The 16,754-nt window shown below is 56.0% G+C and carries 8 protein-coding genes and 3 tRNA genes; 4 read left to right on the top strand and 7 right to left on the bottom strand.

Annotation, left to right across the window (positions count from 1 at the left end; genetic code table 11):
* Positions 1-75: 75 nt before the first annotated feature.
* Both CK911_RS07685 and CK911_RS07680 read right to left on the bottom strand, forming a co-directional pair.
* Positions 76-3,006 carry an HD domain-containing phosphohydrolase gene (locus tag CK911_RS07685; RefSeq protein WP_098969529.1) on the bottom strand — a complete coding sequence of 977 codons (2,931 nt, stop codon included), beginning with the start codon at positions 3,004-3,006 and terminating at the stop codon, positions 76-78.
* Between the two features lie 244 nt (positions 3,007-3,250).
* Positions 3,251-4,864: a response regulator gene (locus CK911_RS07680; protein ID WP_098969528.1), complete on the bottom strand. Its 1,614-nt coding sequence runs from the start codon at positions 4,862-4,864 to the stop codon at positions 3,251-3,253.
* Between the two features lie 384 nt (positions 4,865-5,248).
* Between CK911_RS07680 and CK911_RS07675 the strand changes: the two genes are divergently transcribed.
* Entirely contained in the window at positions 5,249-6,364 is a 1,116-nt protein-coding gene (locus CK911_RS07675; RefSeq protein WP_098969527.1) for a two-component system response regulator, read from the top strand.
* Positions 6,361-10,398 (top strand): ATP-binding protein, encoded by a 4,038-nt coding sequence (locus tag CK911_RS07670; protein WP_098969526.1) that lies wholly within the window; start codon positions 6,361-6,363, stop codon positions 10,396-10,398. The genes CK911_RS07675 and CK911_RS07670 overlap by 4 nt, the downstream gene beginning before the upstream one ends.
* Positions 10,399-10,423: 25 nt before the next feature.
* Here CK911_RS07670 and CK911_RS07665 read toward each other — a convergent pair.
* Positions 10,424-11,586, bottom strand: a protein-coding gene (locus CK911_RS07665; protein WP_098969525.1) for an IS3 family transposase whose coding sequence is annotated in 2 segments (ribosomal slippage) — positions 10,424-11,331 and positions 11,331-11,586 — 1,164 coding nt in all. Because the reading frame shifts where the segments join, the coding sequence is not laid out codon by codon here.
* A gap of 85 nt (positions 11,587-11,671) precedes the next feature.
* Here CK911_RS07665 and CK911_RS21415 point away from each other — a divergent pair.
* Both CK911_RS21415 and CK911_RS07660 read left to right on the top strand, forming a co-directional pair.
* On the top strand, positions 11,672-11,953 hold the full coding sequence (locus CK911_RS21415; RefSeq protein ID WP_216640701.1) for a type II toxin-antitoxin system RelE/ParE family toxin: 282 nt from the start codon (positions 11,672-11,674) through the stop codon (positions 11,951-11,953).
* A gap of 48 nt (positions 11,954-12,001) precedes the next feature.
* A complete protein-coding gene (locus CK911_RS07660; RefSeq protein ID WP_216640700.1) occupies positions 12,002-13,801 on the top strand; it encodes a DEAD/DEAH box helicase in 1,800 nt (599 codons plus the stop codon).
* Positions 13,802-14,801: 1,000 nt separating this feature from the next.
* Here CK911_RS07660 and CK911_RS07650 read toward each other — a convergent pair.
* The 4 genes from CK911_RS07650 to CK911_RS07635 form a co-directional block, all read right to left on the bottom strand.
* Positions 14,802-14,878, bottom strand: a tRNA-Val gene (locus CK911_RS07650).
* An 18-nt stretch (positions 14,879-14,896) separates the two neighbouring features.
* Positions 14,897-14,973: transfer RNA gene (locus CK911_RS07645), tRNA-Val, on the bottom strand.
* A gap of 13 nt (positions 14,974-14,986) precedes the next feature.
* Positions 14,987-15,063: transfer RNA gene (locus CK911_RS07640), tRNA-Val, on the bottom strand.
* Positions 15,064-15,236: 173 nt separating this feature from the next.
* A complete protein-coding gene (locus CK911_RS07635; protein WP_098969523.1) occupies positions 15,237-16,616 on the bottom strand; it encodes an MATE family efflux transporter in 1,380 nt (459 codons plus the stop codon).
* Positions 16,617-16,754: the final 138 nt, after the last annotated feature.

Genomic DNA, 16,754 nt, shown 5'->3' with positions numbered 1-16,754 from the left:
GTGCGCTTGCATGGTTGGTAGTAGCAATATGAAAGGAAGAGGCCGCTATTGCGGCCTCTTCCGTGATAAGTAGTTTTACACCTTATGGGAGACGTTGCTGGCCAGATAAGGGGTGATATCCACCTCGTCGATGAGCTCCGGGTTCATGTAACGCTCGGCATAGCGCAGGTAGACGCCGGAGCGGAGAAAGAGGGTAAACAGTTCGGGGTCGATATGGTGATCCTGTTGCATGAATCCCATGATGCGTATGGCCTCCGAAAGGGGCTTGGCTTTCTTGTAGGGGCGATCGCCGGCGGTCAGCGCCTCGAAGATATCAGCGATGGCCATCATCCTGGCGGGAATGCTCATCTCGTCCCGTTTCAGCCGCTTGGGATAACCGGTGCCATCCATCTTCTCGTGGTGTCCCCCTGCGATTTCCGGCACCTGTTTCAGGTTGGCGGGGAAGGGGAGTTTGTCGAGCATGATGATGGTCTGGATCATGTGCTCATTGATCTTGTAGCGCTCCTCGTCCGTGAGGGTGCCCCGGCGGATGGAGAGGTTGTAGAGCTCACCCCGGTTATAGAGGTATTCGGGGATGTTGACCTGAAATCCCCAGGGGTTGTCAGGGGCAAGGCGGTCACGGCTGCTGCGGGTGAAGAGGTGATCCGGGCGATCGGCCAACAAGGGTTCGGTAACTGGCAGCGGTGACTCCGCTTTCCGCTGTTTGCGTGCCAGTTCATCCTGAGAGATACCCATCCGATCGGAGAGCGTGCGCTGCCAGGTACGGCCTGCGATCTGTTGCAGCCTTGCTATATCCTCCGTGGCCATAAATTCGCCCCCTTCGTTGCAGCGGGCGATGAAGGCAAACTCCTCATCCAGCTGTTGCCACTGTTTTTGCAGCGTGGCCTGTAACGCGGTCTCATCACCCCCATGCAGACATGCCTGCCAGTAGGTTATCTCGGCATCCCGTTTTAGCACTTCAAAGCGCATCCTGACCTCGTGAACGCGATCGCACAGGGTTTCCAGCTTGGTGGCCTTGTCGACCACAAATTCCGGGGTAGTTACCTTGCCGCAATCGTGCAGCCAGGCCGCGATGTGTATTGCTTCCCACTGTTTTTCATCGAGCGAGAAGTGTTGGAAGGGCCCCTCCTTGGCCTCACATGCCGCTTCTGCCAGCATCTTGGTCAGTTCGGGGACTCGTTGACAGTGGCCACCTGTATAGGGGCTCTTGGCATCGATGGCCCCTGCGATGAGCTGGATAAAGGCTTCCAGCAGATTGCGCTGCTCCTCCAGCAGTCGCTGGGTGGTGAGCGCCACGGCGGCGGTGGAGGAGAGCGCTTTGACAAAGGCCATCCGCTGCGGGGTCAGGGATTTCTGCTGTTCATCGATCAGAAACACTAGGGTGCCGAGCAGCTGGCCATCCCGGTTTTTCAGGGTTATCGGCCAGAAGGTGAGTGGTGTGTCGCTCACGTCTATGTAGGGGAACAGGAACTGCAGTTCGCTGGAGAGCAATGCAACCGGTTCCAGCTCTACCCCTTGCAAGCTCCGGAACAGCGGATGTGTCGGCTGGTTGGAAGTGCCAATGCGGTGAGTTGGCTTCTGTTCCTGCACCTCGCCATTCCAGCACAATCCTGCCAGTTCCAACGTTTTGTTATCGCTATCGGAGAGATAGAGCATGCAGCCTGTTGCCCCTGTCAGTTGCTGCATTTCGGTGAGCAGCCGCACCAGCAAGCGGGGGAAGCTGGTCTCGCTTGATAGTGATGTGGAAAGCTGCAAAAAGCGCTGAATTGTCGATTTCATGTTACCCATGGCCTGGGAGAGATCGATGATTTCGGCAATATAGGTGTTGACCCTGACCGGGTCGTTGAAGTCGAAGCTGGCAATTTTCTTCGCCTCTTGCGTCAGGGCATCGAGGGGCCTGGCGGCGGTTCTGGCCAGCACGATGGCGGCGAAGAGGGCCAGGATCAGAAAGACCCCTGACAGAAGGAAGGTCTGATTGCGAATGGTGATGGCGGTGGCCAGCAGCTCATCGACAGGTGCCGTAATCCAGAGTGATAGCTGTGATTCACCCGCTTCCGGCAGCTCAATATGCATTCCTTGCCAATCGCGCTCTTCTGATTGGAACGTCAGTTTATCAATACTCTGGCGTTGGCTGGCATCGATCAGATGTTGAAGCATGGGGAGCTCTGCCTCAGCGACCTTGGCCAGCCGATATGCCCCGTTCTCACCGTGAATGATCATCCCGCCTTTATGACTGGTAACCAGCTCCCCCAGCTCATTGATGATGGCCAGCCGCATATTGGGGGTGATCATGGCTGATTTGAGCAAGCGCTCGATGGATCGCAGACTCAGGTCTACCCCGACGACGCCAGCCCCGTTTTGCATCGGTTTGGCAAAACTCAGGTTGATCTCCTGGGTATCGATCGAGATATAGGGTGGAGTTTGCACCAGTCGCCCGGCCTGTTCGGCCTGAATAAACCATGGTCGCTCTCTGGCATCAAAGACCTGCCCTGATACCTGTTTGTGCTCGATGATGGCGAGATTGTCGGTCAGTGCGAAGATATCCGTGAGGGTAGTCGCTTCCAGATGCCGGACGCTTTTCACGATCCAACGGGTATTGGCGGGAGGCGTCAAGTGTTGCACCTCTGTGTCGGCAGGCCAGCGCATGAGCCAGAACATATCGCCGTTGTGGTAGCCGGCATAAACTCCGTTGGCTGATGGCTGTCCTGTTAGCAGAGTCGCCATGTATGGAATGCTCGCCATACGCGCATTGAGTGTGGTCGCCTCGATCAAGCGCTGCTGGGCGAGCATATTGGCGCTCAGAGCCGCAGGTCGAAACAGCCCCTCCAGCTCTTGAGTCGTCAGTTGACCGATCAGGCTGAATCTATCTTCCACCTCCTTCATCAACATTATTTTGGTCTGTTGGTATTGGTGGCCGAGCGTGATCAGGGCAAACACCAGCAGCAAGCCTAAAAATAGATGGGCAATATGGACATACAAGGGGATAACGCGGCGAAAGAGATTCATGTTATCACCTTAATTGATTGGGCTGTGGGATGGGGAATACAATAGATAACCAAACGGGAGAATTGATAGGTTCATGGTGTTCATCCTTACTGCTGCATGCATGAAAATACCCCGTTGCGTTAAACTACCTGACGACGATGAATGGAAGGGGAGTGATAAATCCCCCGCATGTTCTTCACCTATCACAGAAGAGGAAAATAATCCGTGTCGATGTCATGGCTGAGCACCGGGACGTTGACCTAGCTCACTCTGCATATGGATTGAAATCCGCTTTTTGCGGGAAGAGTGCCGAAATATTCAGCTGATGGGCCTCTTCATCCTGCGACACCGTGACGGTGGCGCCATGGGCTTCCAGCATGATTTTACTATGGTAACCATTGTAGCTGGTGCGCTCTTCACTGTTGGGTGATGAATATTTATCGAATAATAACGGAACGCTACTGCTATCCAGTACCGTAGTGAAACCAATATTCAAGATAATGCTGTCAGGATTTTTCAGACAGATAATCTCTACTCTGGAAGATGGTGCAGCACGTTCACAGGTGAGCCGTAGCAAGATTTGAAACGCGGAATAACAGAGAAACTCGTCGCCTGCGATGAACAGTTCGTCATAGAGATAATTTTTTGGTTTAGTCAGCTTGATATCGAGTTTTTTCTCGGCATAGAGATTTTTGAACTGCACCGAGAGTCGGTTGAATATATCAAAGAGCTGGACTTTACCCGCTTTCAAAACAAAAGTGCCGGTTTCAATTTTGTAGAGCTCGGTGGCTAGACGGGTCAATTCCAGCGCATCCTTCACGGATTTTCTGGTGATGGATAGCTGGGTTTTTTGGATCATGTTAAGCGATGAGTCGGCGGCCAGCTCTTCCAGCAGGTGTACCGCATTGAGCAGAGGCTCCCGGATTTCATAGCGGATATTGAACTCGAGACTCTCTTTGAGCACGTTGAGCTCAAGCATCTGATCGAACTCTTTTTGCAAGTCTCTTCTGGCATGTACCAGCCGCATCAGATTGGCAATACGAAAACGCAGCATCTCGATGTCTATCGGTTTGGTGATAAAATCGACAGCTCCCAGTTTCATCGCCCGTTTACGTGAATAGATATCATCCAGTGCCGTCATAAAGACGATGGGGATATGTTCTGAGTGGGGGTGTTCACGCAAAATTTTGGCGACATCAAATCCGTTCAGATTGGGCATCATGATATCGAGCAGCACCAGATCGGGGGGATTATCCGATTGGCAGATCCTGATCGCCTTTTCTCCATCCTTGACCAGCTTGAGATGAAACTCCTTGCGAAATACCGAGGTGATTAGCATTAAATTATCTGGAATATCGTCAACCACCAGAATGGTAGGGCTGTCCTGATTGCTGGCGACCAGATCGCTGTTGGAAAAACGGTGCAAAAGGCCAAAGTCGAGTTGAGAGAGTTGGTGTTGCGACTGATTGGCTGCCATCAGTAGCCGGGTGATCCTGGTTTTAAGGGTATCGGGTTTGAGCGGGGTCAAAATAATGTCAGAGACTTTCGCCTGGACAAATTGTTCGATCAATGGGCGATCGGTCCCTGAGGTCAGGGTCAAAAAAGGCAGTGTGTGATGAGGTGCCGTACTGCGGATATTTTTCAGCAGCGTGAGCAGATTCGCCGAGTCGATATCGATATTGCAGATGATCATGGCGGCGGGGTCATCAGCCACGCAATGTTCCAGCGCCTCGACACTCTCCACGACCGTAATCTGGATTATGCCAATGGCACGTAACTGATGGCAGAGCGCATCACTGTGCACATTATCTTTTTCCAGTACCAGCGTGGGCCCGGAAATGAGTTTTGCTATGTCCATATGGCTATCTGATGTACCCATCTGTCGCTGTATCCTGCCAGCTCATTTTGAGCATGATAATATAGTGTGCATGACCTTGGTCAACTGATACCTCTGCTGCCGTGCGCGAGAGATATAAATCCGCAAGCAATCTCGATTCATCAAGTAGAGTCGAGGCTGGTTCAATCTGATGTCGCCACGGCAGTTGGCGCAGACTCTCTTGTGATGCGCACAGCTGTGCTATCCAATATCCGCTTTCTCCTTGTCTCCGGTTTTTCCTTTCTTCTTTGCCACTTGTTGGCTCCATTGGTTAGATCGCACATTTCAACCGGGTTGTCATGGCTGCCAGCCGGGGGATCCGTTATGGTGTGAGATAGGGCTGGCAAGGTTCGCCGCCTTCCATCATGGCAGGGAGAATCACGAGATATGGAACATCTTGCCCTGGACGCAGCTCGTCCTGTGGTGCTGGTGGTTGATGATGATACCGGTACCCTCAATTTGATGAATGCACTGCTCAGCGCACGCTACAGTATCAAGCTGGCGACCACGGGTCGCAAGGCGCTGGAGATAGCCCGTGCCGACATGTCCCTCGACCTTGTGTTGCTCGATATCACGATGCCGGATCTGGATGGTTATGAGGTGTGCCGTCAGCTTAAAGCCGATGCCCAGACCTGTGAAATCCCGGTCATTTTCCTGACGGCCCGCGCCGAAGTGGCCGATGAGCGACAGGGATTTGCCCTGGGGGCGGCCGATTACATCACCAAGCCTATCAGTCCTCCTGTTTTGTTGGCGCGAATAGAAACCCATCTGATGCTAAAGCGGGCAGCCGATCAGTTGCGGCAATCCCGTGAGCGGTTGGATGCACAAAAACAACACAGTCGATCGGCGAGCCAGCTTATTGAGCAGGGCGCAGCCTTGTTGCTGGCCTCTGTGACTGAGCGCCGCGTTCCTGACTCTCCCCATCATGCATTACGCACGCAAGCCTATCTGCGTGCGCTGGTCGCTCAGATGATCACTCATCCGCGCTATCGAGAGGCGTTGGCCGGGTTGGATCTTGAGTTGTTCTGTCAGGCTGCCCTCCTGCGTGATCTGGGGATGCTGGGCATACCGGAGTCTATCCAGTGCAAGCCAGCGGCGCTGACCCCATCAGAGCAGGAGTGGATTGCTCGTCACCCTGAGTTGGGAGAGGCGGCGATTGCCCGGTTGGAACTGATTGTTGGAGAGCCTCACGCCGGCTTTTCCCTTGCCCGAGTGCTTGCCCGTCATCACCACGAAAAGTGGGATGGCAGCGGCTATCCGGATCGATTGGCGGGAGAGGCGATCCCGCTGGCGGCTCGGCTGATGGCAATTGTCGACGTGTATGGCGCATTGACCAGTGAGCGTCCCTATCGTCAGGCATATACCCGGGAGCAGGCGCTAGGGATGATGGTGGCCGCACGGGGCAGCCAGTTTGAACCGGCGCTGCTTGACGGGTTTGTCGTGCTGGCACCGGCACTGCAACAGATTGCCGAGCAAGACGGCGAGGCCGGTTGCCAACCATGAGACCACCTCTGTGGCATGTGGCGCTTGTGCTGTTGCTCTCCCTGATGGTGGCCACGCTGGTCGATGCCTTCTATCTGGAACTGGAGCGGCAGGAGTATCGCCAGTCGCTGGATACCCGCATTCAGCGCGAGGGCGAGAATTTGCAGCAACTGACCCTCTCAAGCAAAGGGATGGGGGCGGTGCAACTGGCCGGCCGCCTCAACCGCGAGATCCAGCAATCCTCCCTGCTTGAGCGGGGAGATCTGAGCCCAAGCGAGGCACTGCAGGTGCTGGCGCAGGGGGTGAAGGCCAATCATGCCTTTGTTACCAATAAAGCAGGGGTGATAGTCCGTGATTGGGATGCGCTCGGTCGCCATGTCGTCGGGCAGGATGTGTCGTTTCGCTCCTACTTCAGGCAAGGGATCCAGGGGCTGGAAACGGTAGATGCCGGGGTTAGCCTCAATACCGGCAAGCGGATGATCTATGTGGCGGCGCCGGTATCTCACGATCGGGCGCAAGGAAGCGACATTACCGGTGTGGTGGTAGCGCGCTACGAGATGGCGCTGCTCGATACCTTTCTTGCCGGGTGGGGCGATACCATCGGTTTGCTGGTCTCGCCTGACGGGGTGGTGATGGCCAGCAACAAGAGCGACTGGCAAATGGCGGTGGTGGGGCCAAACTCTACCGTCAGGCAACAGCAGCTCTTTGCCTCTCGCCAGTACGGACACTACTTTGCTCCGGATCGCCAGCCGGTGATCCTGCCTGCACTTGATGGCAGTGAAGTGAGGATCGGAAAGGATAGCTATCTGGTGAGCCGCCTGCCCATTGAGTGGCACGATGCCAAAGGGCAGTGGACGCTGCTATTGCTGGGAAATGTGGAGCAGGCCGTGTCAGGATGGCGGCGAGTGGCCTTGTTCGGCACCGCTCTGTTAATCTGTCTGATCTCGGCCCTGCTCTGGCAGGGGCGAATGTTGCGTCGCCGCAGCATTCGCGAGCGCAACGAGCAGTTTGCCTTTCAGCAGGCGTTGATCGATACCCTGCCACATCCTCTCTTCTATACCGATAATCAGGGTCGCTTGCTGGGGGTAAATCGCGCCTTTACCAGCGCATTTGGTGGCGCCCAGCCAGTCGAGGGCAAGCGGCTGGTGGAGTTGCCCCAACTGGCCGGGCTGGACGTGGCGGATGAGGACAGCACCTTGCAGAGGGTGGCTGGCAGTCAGGCCAGAACGCAGCATGAGGTGCGTCTGCTCTCGCCGGATGGCTGTCCTCTAGACATGCTCTATTTTCTCTCGGGGATCGAGCTTGCCGAGAGCGAGCGTAGCGGCGCGGTCGGCAGCCTGGTCGACATCACCCCGATCCGTGCCGCCGAGCAGGCCATGCGGGAGGCCCATGACCGGATTGCGGCAGATCGCCAGCGGTTGCATGAGAGCGAACAGCGGATCCAGTCTATGGTGCGCAACGTGCCGGGCATGGTCTATCGCTGCCTGCCTCATCACCCCTGGACCATGTTGTTCGTCAGCGACGAGGCGGAAAAATTGACCGGCTATCTCGCCAGCGATTTTGTCGGCGTTGGCAACAGCCTCGATTTTGGTGACTTGATCCATCCCGACGACCTCGAACTGAGCAACCGCAACACTATCGATGCCATTGCCGGGTACCGGCAATACATCAACGAGTACCGTATCTTCGATCGCTGGGGTCAGATCCGCTGGGTCTACTCCATCGGGCTTGCTACCTATGATGCCCAGGGCAAGGCCGCCTATCTGGACGGGATCATTTTCGACTTCAGCGACCGCAAGCAGGCGGAGGCCGCCATGCTCGAAGCCAGGCAGATCGCCGAAGATGCTACCCGAACCAAGAGCGAATTTTTGGCCAACATGAGCCATGAGATCCGCACACCGATGAATGCCATCATTGGCATGGCCCATCTGGCGCTGCAAACCAGCCTCTCCCCCGAGCAGCACAACTATGTGAGCAAGATAGACAGGGCGGCGAACAACCTGCTCGGGATCCTCAACGATATCCTCGACTTCTCCAAGATGGAGGCGGGCAAGCTGCAACTGGAACAGGCGGATTTCCGGCTCAACGAGGTATTTGAGTGGCTGACTGATCTGACGGCGTTTCGGGCGCGGGAAAAGCGGCTGGCGCTGTTGTTCGATCTGGCCGGTGATCTGCCTGAGCGTTTGCGCGGCGATCCCCTGCGGCTTGGCCAGATCCTGCTCAACCTGACCAGCAATGCCATCAAGTTTACCGAGCAGGGAGAGGTGATTGTCCGGCTGGTGCGAAGTGAGGAGGGGGATGACAAGATCTGGCTGCAGGGCTGTGTGCAGGATAGCGGTATCGGCATGACGGCCGAACAGTGCCAGCGTCTGTTTCACTCCTTTGAGCAGGCTGATAGCTCGACCACTCGCAAATATGGTGGCACCGGTCTTGGTTTGGCAATCACGCACAATCTGGTGCAACTGATGGACGGGGAGATCTGGGTGGAGAGCAAACCGGGACTGGGCAGCGAGTTCCACTTCCGTATCTGTCTCGCCACCGTGGCGGATCAGGGTAATGAGAAAGATCAACGTGTGGCCATGCCGTTGGCAGCGCAGCGTCTGCTGTTGCTGGAGCCGCACCCTGCTTCGCGAGCGGCCATTTTCCACCAGCTGTCGGCGCAGCCCGTTGAGCTTGTCTGCGCGGACTATCTCGCAGCGGCGCTGGCACTGCTGCATCAAGGCATCACGGCGGGCAAACCCTTTGATAGATTGATGCTGGGCTGGCAGGAGGGGGGGGGCTGGTTGTCAGAGGTGCTGCAGGAGGTTGCCACGCTGGCAGCGCCGCCCGCGATCTTGCTGATCACCTCGGGCGATCCCGCACAGCTTGCCAGCCATGCCTCTGTGCAGGGGTTGCCGCCGTGTAATGTGCTTGCCCATCCGTTTACTCCGCAAGCACTGTGCCAGGCGCTGGGGGGCGATGCCGGGGGACAGGAGGCATTATCGGATGCAAGCCTCCATCATCAGGTGGCGCTGCCCGGTCATGGGCTGGCGGGGGCTCGTCTGCTGCTGGTGGATGATAACGACATGAACCGGGAGGTGGCGTTGGCCCTGTTGGGCAAGGAGCAGATCACGCTGGTCTGTGCCTGTGATGGGGCGCAAGCACTCGCTCTGCTGGCGCAAGATCGCGGCTTTGACGGCATCCTGATGGATTGCCAGATGCCGGTGATGGACGGGTATACTGCGACCCGGTTGATCCGCGCCGATCCGGCGCTGGCCGGGATCCCTATTATCGCCATGACCGCCAGCACCATGGCCGGAGATAAAGAGAAGGCGCTGGCGGCAGGCATGAATGACCACATCGCCAAACCCTTGAATATGCCGCTGTTGCTGGCGACCCTCTCGCACTGGATCACACCCGCCAGACCACTGCCTGCCGCCAGCAACTCGCAGGTGCCAGACGATACGACCCCTTGGCAAGGTATGCCTGGCCTTGACGTGCAGCGGGGCATGGCCGTGATGGGGGGCGACAGCGCGCTCTACCGCAATATGTTGCAGCGCTTCTGGCAGGGACAGCAGGGTTTTGCAGCCAGTTTTCACTCGGCATGGGCGTCGGATGACAAGGTCACGGCCCGGCGTCTGGCTCATACCCTCAAGGGCAGTGCCAGCACCATAGGGGCTACCGGTGTGGCGACGCAGGCAACTCTGCTAGAGCGCGCCTGTGAAGCGGGGGATGGTGCCGGGGTTGCAACCCGCTTGCCAGCCCTGATGGCTGAGCTGACGCCCCTGCTGTCTGGTCTGGAAGCCGCGCTGGCATCATCCCCCGTGACGGTGGCTGCCCTCCGGAGCATCGATGCCGAGATGTTGGCGGCGCAACTGCAGCAGTTGGGGGTCTTGTTGGCACAGAGCGATGCCCAGGTGTTGGTGCTCTGTCAGCAGATAGAGGCTGATCTGGCTGGCAGTGCATCGCCGCAGCGGGCTGCGTTTCAAGAGGTGAGCCGTGCGGTTAACGAGTTCGAGTTCGATCAGGCGCTGCAGGTGCTTCAATCGTTGTTACTCAGTTATGTGATTGAATAATAACTATTTCATAAGGTTGTAGTGGTCAACTAAATCCGGACACTTGGTTAGGCCGAGCCTCGGCTTTTGTTGGCGGTATTCCATCATTGTGTTGATGTGGATGCCGCCAGTTGTAGTAATCCATAAGGTAATAACTGATATCCCGCTTCACTTCCCGCAGCCTCATGTATCCCGTTACCGGTAGCCACTCTGACTTCAGGCTTCTGAACAACCGCTCCATCGGGGCGTTATCCCAGCAGTTACCACGACGACTCATGCTTTGGGTCATGCGATAGCGCCACAGTCGTTGCCGAAATGCCCGACTGCCGTATTGGCTGCCCTGGTCGGAGTGAAACAGCACGCCTGATGGGCAGCCCCGCTGCTGATAAGCCATCTCCAGCGCTTTTATTGCCAATTCTGCATCAGGTTTGTCAGACATCGCCCAGCCCACGACCCGTCGGGTATGCAGGTCGAGTACTGCGGCCAGGTAATGCCAACGACCACCTGCCCAGACGTAGGTGATATCGCCACACCACACCTGATTGGGTTGCGGAGCATCAAATTTTCGGGCCAGCAGATTGGGAATGTCCGGTCGTTCAGACCGTGCCACCTTATAACGGTGTGCGCCCGGCTGTTTGGATGCCAGCCCGGCTTCCTTCATCAGGTTACGTACTTTGAATCGGCCAATTTGATACCCCAGCTCCCGCATCATCGACATCAAGGTGCGGCTGCCTGCCGAGCTCCTGCTCTCTTTGAACAACCGGCGCAACTCGCTGTGTTGCTGTATCCGCTCACGGTTAATCGTCCGCTTGCGAGCCAGATAGTCGTAAAAACAGGATGTTGGAACATTGAAAGCGCAGCAGACCAGGGTGATGGGGGCTTGCTCTCTTAATTGGTCTATCAGCGCGTACGTGTGAACTCGTCCGTCATCAAGAGAGCCGTAGCCTTTTTTAGAATGTCCTTTTCGCGTTCGAGCCGATTGATGCGGGCTTCCAGCTCCTGGATTTTTTGCTGCTCCGGAGTCAGCGCTTTACTGGTTGGGGTTGTGCCACTGCGTTCTGACTGAAGCTGCTGAACCCAGCGGCGAAGTACGGTTTCACCGACATCCAGTGAACGGCTGGCTTCGGTGACAGAATATCCCTGGTCGAGCACCAGGGATGCGGCTTCGAGTTTGAACTCGGCAGTAAATGAGCGACGCAATCTTGTCATTGAACACCTCAGGTCATGGTGGCGACTGTACCACCTAAAATGGTGTCCGGGATGATTAGACCACTACAGTCACAGGAGGTAAGGCATGACACTGCCATCCCTGAAAGTTGCCATATCCGATGGCTTTTTAACTTCATTTGCCAAGATCCCCAAAGCACAACAAAAAAAGGTGATGGAGTTTCTTGCCAAGTTTCGTAATGACCCCACCGGCAAGGGGCTTAACTACGAAAAAATTCACGATACCAGCAGCGCCAATGTGCATTCGGTGCGCATCGACCAGAACTACCGCGGCATTGTGCTCAAACCCGAGCAGGGCAATCTCTATATGCTGTTGTGGGTAGATAAGCATGATGATGCTTATTCTTGAGCTAAAAATCATAAGTGTGAAATTCACCCCGCTACAGGCGCGTTGCAGGTGATCGATACCAGCCTGGTTGTGCAGCCACCGCTGGACGATCCTGATCAGCCCATCGCATTCAAGCCAACCCCGTTATTTGCCGACTATTCGACCGAGCAGATCATGGCACTCGGGGTGCCGGCGCTGTTTTTGGATCGGGTGATGGCATTGACCAACTTGAGCGAGCTCTACCAGCTGGAGGGGGTGATGCCGGCCGATGCCTGGGAGCCGCTCTATTGGTTGGCCGAAGGGCTGGAGTATGACGAGGTATTGGCCGAGTTTAATGACGCCGCGGATGTGAAGGTTGATACCGACGATTTCGAACAGGCGATTAAGCGCAGCCAGCGGCACTTTTCCGTGGTGGAGAGCGAGCAGGAGCTGCTGCAAATGCTCAACGCCCCGCTGGAAAAATGGCGGGTATTTTTGCACCCCAGCCAGCGCAAGCTGGTGGAAGCGCACGCCAATGGTCCGGTGCGGGTGCTGGGCGGTGCTGGTACCGGTAAAACCGTGGTCGCCATGCACCGAGCCCGTTGGTTGGCGCAGCGTTTGTTAGCCGCGCCCGGCAAAAAGGTGCTGTTCACTACGTTCACCAAAAACCTAGCGGCCGATATTCGTGCCAACCTGCAGCGGCTATGCAGCCGTGAAGAGCTGGCCAAAATTGAGGTGATCCATATCGATGGCTGGCTGACCGATCAACTAAAGCGCCACGGTTATGATTTTCGGGTGGTGTATGACGGCGATCCGGCGCGCCGCAAATGCTGGGAGTATGCACTGCAGCAGCTGCCCACTGACCTCAATTTGCCAGAGAATTTCTATTTGGAAGAGTGGCATCGTGTGGTGCAGCCCAATGGGGTTCACAGCCGCGAGGATTACTTCAAGGTCAGCCGTTTAGGGCGAGGCACGGCCATTTCGCGCTTGCAGCGAGCCAAGATATGGCCGGTATTTGAAGAGTATCGGGCGCAAATGGCGCGTGCCAAGTTGCGCGAAATGCACGATGCCATGCTTGAGGCTGTGGTGCTGTTTAAAGAGAAACAGGTGCAACTGCCTTATCAATATCTGGTGGTCGATGAGGCGCAGGATATGGGCGCACCCACCTTTGTGTTGTTGCGCCATCTCATCCCCGAAGGCGAAAACGACATCTTCATCGTCGGTGATGGCCATCAGCGCATCTATCGCAACAAGGTGGTGCTCGGTCAGTGTGGTATCAATGTGCGCGGTCGGCGCAGCAAGAAACTCAAGATAAACTACCGCACCACCGAAGAGACCCGTAAATTCGCCGTGGCGCTGTTGAATGGGGTGCCGACCGATAACCTCGATGGCGAGTCTGATACCGATAAAGACTATTTGTCGCTGATGCATGGCGAGGCACCGCTGGTGACCCATCATGCCGACTTTAAGCAAGAGGCAGCCACCATCGCTGAGCAGATCAAAGCGTTGTTGCAAGAGGGCACCCCAGATACCGATATCTGTCTGACAGCCCGTACCAAGTATGCCTATGAGCGATATACCACTGAGCTCAACAACGCCGGCATTACTACCTTTGTGCTGGGCCAGGATAGTGCCGACAGTGTGGCGCACCCCGGGGTGCGCATCGCCACCATGCACCGCATCAAGGGACTAGAGTTTCAGTATGTGTTTCTTGCCGGCATCAACGATGGCGTAGTGCCAGAGCCCAGAGCCATTCAATCCGACGATCCGGTTGAGCAGCGTGATGCCCTGTTTAATGAGCGGGCACTGCTGCATGTGGCTGCCACCCGAGCGATCAAGGGCCTGTTTGTCAGTTCCAATGGTAAGCCCAGCCCACTGCTGTGCAACTGATAGCATTTAAATCATGCCGTGGTGTTAAGTCGCGCAATACTGCGGTGGTTGTTGTTCAACGTTACAGTATGGATTAATGATGAGTGGTTTTGTTTGGCATGATTTTGGGGTGTTGACTCGCTGTGTGATTGATAATGGGTATGTGATCATCACCAATAACGCAGATAAGTCACTAAAAATGAGTATGGGTAGATACAAGGAGAGCGCGATGCATGTTCATGACAAGGCGCTCCGGTTGATAAATTCTCCGGTCAGGGTCAGAACCAGCCAGAATACCAGTAACTGGAGTACCGGTGAGTGGTTTAGCGAAATTGAGAAGCGTTGAGCTGCGAGCCGGGGCGGCAAACTGGCTGATTGGTTTACCCCCAGACCAGAATGGCAATGCTCAGGCTGATCCCGGTAGGCGTCCCGACATAGGCTCTGTGGTGGCCCGGCAGAGGTCCGGTTGGCGTCCCATTGAGGCCGCACTGTCTGACGTCTATCAGGCGCTCTTGCTCAATGCCTGAGCCAGCCTGTTTTGGCTCAATGACTCAGGTCAACTCACAGCAAACACAATGGCGGTCACCTCGGTCGGCCGCCATTTATCTCACCGAGACTCCTGTCTGGTTTACCCCTCACGTTGTAGCAGGGCTACTGAGGGTAGAATTTTGGTCAAGGCGTATCACCTCTGTTGATTGAGATTCTTGCAGGAATCAATCAGCAGGATACGCCACTCATTTTATCCCCCGTACACCAGAAATCACCATAACTCTGAGATTATGAGGTCATCAGGTTTGCCGATAATACCGCCACGACTAAGGCTGATATTTCCTCGATAGGGGTCGTCGGTGGGCACCGGTGTATGATGAGTTGGCCCCTAATTTGGGCACCAGAATGCTGATCCTAGGCACAAGCAAATAAGATGACCCAAACAAGCCCCTTTTTGGGTTTATAAAAAGTAATAGATAGGGAAGGGCATAAAAGCAAAAATCCCGCTCATTTGAGCGAGGTTTTTTAAATTTGGTGCGTCCTAGTGGATTCGAACCACCGACCCCCACCATGTCAAGGTGATGCTCTAACCAACTGAGCTAAGGACGCATAAACAGTGTTCTGTGATGGTGCGTCCTAGTGGATTCGAACCACCGACCCCCACCATGTCAAGGTGGTGCTCTAACCAACTGAGCTAAGGACGCATCACAGATAAAGTGGTGGGTTTAATTGGATTCGAACCAACGACCCCTACCATGTCAAGGTAGTGCTCTAACCAACTGAGCTATAAACCCACTCGATGAACCGAGCAAATGCCCGTTTCATATTACCAGCATTGCTGGTGTGGTCGGCATACTACCCATGCCCCCCAAGGCTGTCAACAAGCCATATGCACAAAGGAGACTGTTTGCCCAGTTCTTGCGCAGCCTGTTGATTTTGCAGGCGAGTTGATGCTTGCCAAGCCCTGTTACTGGGCCCGTGACAGGGTTGTGCAGGCCTCCGGAGTGGCGAAGCGGCCATAGATATGGCGCAATCTCGCCCCCAGCATCAGGGCGGCACTGGTGAGGCCGACGATAAAGCCGATCCAGAAACCTTGTGGTCCCATTCGTGGTACCAGCCAGTCGGTCAGTCCCAGGATCATGCCGGCGGGCAGCCCCAGACCCCAGTAGGCGACGATGGTGACGTAGAAGATCGCCTGGGTATCCTTGTAACCGCGAAGCGCGGCGGCCGCGACCACCTGTACCGAATCGGAGATCTGATAGATGGCGGCGAAGAACAGCAAGATGGCCGCCAGGACGATCACCTGCTGATCATCGGTATAGATGGAGGCGATCTGTTCGCGCAGTAGTATGGTCAGTGCCGCAGTTCCGGTAGCAACAGCCATGCCCAGCATCAGCCCGGTGCGGGCAGCCACTCTGGCGTGATGGGGTTGACCTTCACCTATGCTGTGGCCGACACGGATGGTGACACCCACCCCGATAGAGAGCGGCAGCATAAACACCAGACTGGAGAAGTTCAGGGCAATCTGGTGGCTGGCCACGATTTCAGCGCCGAACGGTGCCAGCATCAGCGCCACCACGGTAAACAGGGTCACCTCGCAGAAGATCGCCATGGCGATGGGAAACCCCAAGCGAAACAGCCGCCAGATCCGGCTGCCATTGGGACGTGCCAGCTGGGAGAAGAGACGGATCTTGCTGAAGTGAGGGGAGAGTTTCACATAGAGGATCATCGCCAGCAGCATGGCCCACAGCACGATGGCCGTCGCCACACCACAACCCACCCCGCCCAGTTTCGGCATGCCGAAGTGGCCGTGAATGAAGATGTAGTTAGCAGGAATATTGACCGCCAACCCGACAAAACCGATCACCATGGTGGGCATGGTGTGGGAGAGCCCCTCGCTAAAGTTGCGCAGCACCTGGAACAGCACAAAGGCAGGCAGACCCCACAAGATGGCGTGCAAGTAGCCGGTGGTCTTGGCGGCCATGACCGGCTCCACATTCATATATTGCAGTGTCATTGGGCTGAAGTAGAGCGCCACCATGGCGATGGGGGTCACCATCAGCGCCAGCCAGAAGCCCTGATGTACAGCTGGGCGGATCTCTTCTCGCTTACGGGCGCCATTGAGCTGGGAGACGATGGGCGTCAGCGCCATGATGATCCCCTGCACCAGCAAGATGATCGGTAACCAGAAGCTGGACGCCACGGAGACGGCTGCCAGATCCACTGCGCTGACCTGACCTGCCATCACGGTGTCGACGAAGTTCATGGCGACCTGAGCCACTTGAGCGACCAGAATGGGGCTGGCTAAACGGACGAGCTGCTTCGCCTCGGACCAATAACGTTGCACTGACACCTCCGAGTGGATCAGATAAGAGTAAAAAAAGAGCGGAAATCGGGAAGATCCTTTGCACGTTCGAACGAAGGTGCAAAGGGGGGGAGGCATTCTAGCCTGAAATTCATCCAGGACGAAATAGTTGCCGCCCCC

This window comes from Aeromonas sp. CU5, assembly GCF_002586745.1.
GTDB classification, from domain to species: Bacteria; Pseudomonadota; Gammaproteobacteria; order Enterobacterales; family Aeromonadaceae; genus Aeromonas; species Aeromonas sobria.
This window is presented reverse-complemented; position numbering and strand designations above follow the sequence as displayed.